General features: G+C 75.9%; 2 protein-coding genes. Both read left to right on the top strand.

What is annotated here, in order from left to right; all coding sequences use genetic code 11:
• The first annotated feature begins 138 nt into the window (after window positions 1-138).
• Window positions 139-900: a thioesterase II family protein gene (locus ATL51_RS06140; protein WP_100877974.1), complete on the top strand. Its 762-nt coding sequence runs from the start codon at window positions 139-141 to the stop codon at window positions 898-900.
• Window positions 901-1,034: 134 nt separating this feature from the next.
• Window positions 1,035-3,875, top strand: coding sequence for an AAA family ATPase (locus tag ATL51_RS06135; RefSeq protein ID WP_100877973.1), 2,841 nt, complete (start codon window positions 1,035-1,037; stop codon window positions 3,873-3,875).
• The last annotated feature ends 5 nt before the right edge of the window (window positions 3,876-3,880 follow it).

The raw sequence follows: 3,880 nt of genomic DNA, 5'->3' as shown, positions 1-3,880 counted from the left end.
GGTGCCTCCCGGGGGCGGGCCGGCCGGCGCGGTCGTCCCGCCCCCGAGGCCAGGACTAGGGATTCACCGGCCGCGGTGCCGGTTCACTGGCTACGTCGTCCGGCAGCACGCCGGGTGCGTCCGCGAGGAAGGAACCCCATGACGACGACCGCCACCGAGGAGAGCCTGTGGGTCCGGTGCTTCCACCCGGCACCGGAGCGGCCCGTGCAGCTCGTCTGCTTCCCGCACGCGGGCGGTTCGGCCTCGTTCTACTTCCCGGTCTCGGCGCAGCTGCAGACCACCGCGGAGGTGTTCGCCGTGCAGTACCCGGGCCGGCAGGACCGGCGCCGCGAGACCAGCCCCGGTGACCTCCACACCCTCGCCGACCAGGTCCACGGCGCGCTGCGGGACTCGCTGCGGGGCCACCGCCCCACGGTCTTCTTCGGCCACAGCATGGGCGCGACCCTGGCGTTCGAGGTCGCGCGGCGGCACGAGGCCCAGGGCGGGCGGATCGCCCACCTGTTCGCCTCCGGCCGGCGCGCACCCTCGCGTGTCCGTGACGAGCACGTGCACCGGCTGAGCGACGAGCAGGTCGTCGAGGAGCTGAAGCTGCTGGCGGGTACCGACACCGCGCTGCTCGGCGACGACGAGATCCTCCGGATGATCCTGCCCGCCATCCGCAGCGATTACGAGGCGATCGAGACCTACCGCTGCACCCCCGGGGCCACCGTGGCCGCGCCGATCACCGTCCTGACCGGGGACAGCGACCCGAAGACCTCACGGGACGAGGCGGAGTCCTGGCGCGACCACACCTCCGGACCGTTCGATCTGCACGTCCGTCCGGGCGGGCACTTCTTCCTCGGCTCCGACGCCCCGGCGATCATCGCCATGCTGCGCACGGTCCTCACCGCGTCGTCCTGATCCCGCAGGAGCGAGCGCGGTCACCGTACCGACACGCGGCGGCCGGTATCCGGCACGGGTGGGATCTCCTAGGCTCAAGATCGTCGAGCCGGGTCCGCCCGGCCGGGACCGGTCGCTCGTGGAGGTAGCCCAGGATGTCCGATGCCACCGATCGCGGCGTGCGCCTGGTGGGTCGGGGGTCCGAGTCGGCGTGGCTGGCCTCGGCCGGTGCCGGCGCCGCCGCCGGATCACACGTCGTGCGGCTGCTCGTCGGACCGCCCGGGATCGGCAAGTCGGTGCTGCTCGACGGCTTCTGCACCGAGGTCCCGGCGGGCGTGCGGGCCGCCCGTGCCCATGGGCGGGAACGGACCTCGGACATCTCGTTCGCCGTGGTCCGGGAGCTGTTCGGGGCCCTGGCCGGCGCGGGCCCGGTCGACCCGGCGCTGCTCGAGGGCGGTGCCCGGTGGAGTGCACCGGCGCTGGACGAGGCGACGGGCGGTGCCGGACCGGACAACCTCTACCCGGTGCTGCACGGCCTCTACTGGCTCACCGTGAACCACACCGCTCGCGGCCCGCTGGTCCTCGTCGTCGACGACCTGCAGTGGTGCGACGACGCCTCGCTGGCCTTCCTCGGGTTCCTGCTGCGCCGGTCGGAGGGTCTCCCGCTCGGGGTGGTGCTCGCCTCGCGGACCGACGGAGCGGGCGCACTGCCCGACCGGCTCGCCGAGATCCGCACCCAGGCCGGTGCGGCGGTGACCGAGGTGGGCCCGCTGGACCGGTCCGGCGTCGCCCGGCTCGCCGTGGCCCGAGGTGCCGGTACGGGAGCCGAGCCGCCGCAGGCGCCGTTGCTCGACGCGCTCACCGAGGCCTCCGGCGGGAACCCGCTGCTGGTCGAGCAGCTGGTCGCCGAGCTGGGCCCGGTGACCGGCGACGGCGCGACCGACCGGATCCACCGGCTCGGGCGCGAGGTGGTCGACGGCCTCGTGGAACGGCACGTGTTCGACGCCCCGCCGCACGTCCGCGCCGTGGCCGCCGCCGTCGCGGTCGTGGGTGCCGAGCAGACCACGGTTCTCGCGACCCTGTCCGGGGTGCCCGCCGGGTCGGTGGCCGACGCGGTCGCGACGCTCGTCCGGACCGAGGTCTTCGCCCCCGACCGGTCGGACTTCCGGCACGACCTGCTGCGCACCGCGGTGCTGCGCGGACTCCCCGGGGACGAGCTCGACGACCTGCGCCGGCGCGGCGCCCGGGTGCTGAGCGACGCGGGGCGCCCGGCCGAGGTGGTGGCGGCGGTCCTGCTCGTCCTGCCCGGCGCCGGCGAGCCCTGGATGGTCGACGTGCTGCTGGAGGCCGCGGCCGCCGCGGCGCACCGCGGTGCCCGGCCCGCCGTCGCCCGCTACCTGGAACCGGTGGTCGCGGCCCGACCCGACGACGTGGGCGCGCGGACCCGGCTGGCCGCGGCGCTGGCCCAGCACGAGCCGGAGCGCGCCGTCGCGCAGCTGCGCGACGCGCTCGACCGGGCCGTGGACCTGCCCTCGCGTGCCCAGGCCGCCGTGCAGCTGGCCATGACCTCGCTGGCGGTGCAGCAGGCCCCCCGTGCGGTGCGGGTGCTGCAGGACGTCCTGGACACGATGGACCGCGAGTTCCCGGCCGACCCCGGTCCCGAGGCGACCGAGCTGCGCACGCACGTGGAGGCCGCGCTGCTGGTCGTCGGGCTCGACGAGAAGAAGACCGTGGCCGCGACGATCGACCGGATGGGACGGATGGCCCGGCCCGCCGGCCGCACTCCCGCCGAGCGCCAGAAGCTCGCGATGATGACGGTGACCCTTGCGATGGACGGTGACGACGCGGCCGCGGCCGTGGACCTCGCGCGCCGGGTGCTCCTGGTCGACGAGGCCACCCTCGGCGGCTGGGCGGTGCTGGCCTCGTCGCTGGTGCTGCGGCTGGCCGACGAGGTCGAGGAGTCGACAGCGGTGCTCGACCGGCTCGTCGTGCAGAGCCGCGAGCAGGCCTCGGCGTGGACCTACAGCCTCGCCGTGGGGACCCGCGCGACCAACCACGTCGTCGTCGGGGGCCTGGCCGAGGGCGAGGCCGACGCCCGCACGGCGCTCGACATCGCCGAGCAGGAGGCGTGGCGGGGGAACACCGTGGTGCCGACGATCGCACTGGCGAACGTGCGCCAGCAGCAGGGCGACCCGGAGGCGGCGCTCGAGCTGCTCGACGGGATCGTCCGGCCCCGGCTCGAGGACTTCGCCTGGGAGTACCACGACTACCTGATGGCGCGGGCGGGGGCGACCGCCGACGTCGGCGACGTCGACCGGGCCCTGTCGACCTACCGCCGCTGCGGGGACAGCCTCGACGCGGCCGGTATCGCGAACCCCGTCCTGGCGCCGTGGTGGGTGCACGCCGCCGTCCTGCTCGCCGACACCGGCCGGGCGCACGAGGCACACGGGATCGTCGAGGGAGGCGCCGAACGGGCGGCGCGCTGGGGGACCGGCCGCGGGCGGGGGCTCGCGCTGCTGGCCCGCGGTGTGGTCACCGCCGGTACGCGCGGCGAGGACATGCTCCGGGAGGCGGTGGAGGTGCTCGAGGGCTCGCCCGCCCGGACCGAGCTGATCCTCGCCCACCACCTGCTGGGCCGGGCGATGCTGGTGTCCGACCACGCCGAGGACGCCCGCGAGCAGCTGCGCCGGGCGGCGACCCTGGCCGCACGGTGCGGGGCGCTGCGGGCGGCCCGGGTCGCCCGGGAACTGCTCGTGCAGGCCGGTGGCCGGATGCGCCCGCCCACCGGCTCCCCGCTGGACCCGCTGACCGGTGCCGAACGCCGGGTGGTCGCCCTCGCCGCCGAGGGCGCCCGCAACCGCGAGATCGCGGAGGCGCTGTTCGTCACGCTGCGCACCGTGGAGGTCCATCTCACCAGCGCGTTCCGCAAGCTCGGCGTCACCGACCGGGCCGCCCTGGCCGGGATCGTCGATGCCGCCCGGGTCCGCAGCGCATGATCGAC

Origin of the sequence: Pseudonocardia alni (assembly GCF_002813375.1) — a bacterium.
GTDB lineage: Bacteria > Actinomycetota > Actinomycetes > Mycobacteriales > Pseudonocardiaceae > Pseudonocardia > Pseudonocardia alni.
Note: the sequence above shows the minus strand (reverse complement) of the source record. Positions and strands in the feature narration are given on the sequence as shown.

What these genes read in the sequence shown, in the direction of transcription:
- ATL51_RS06135 (WP_100877973.1), top strand. Translation starts at nt 1,035, where the DNA reads ATGTCCGATGCCACCGATCGCGGCGTGCGCCTGGTGGGTCGGGGGTCC.
- ATL51_RS06140 (WP_100877974.1), top strand. Translation starts at nt 139, where the DNA reads ATGACGACGACCGCCACCGAGGAGAGCCTGTGGGTCCGGTGCTTCCAC.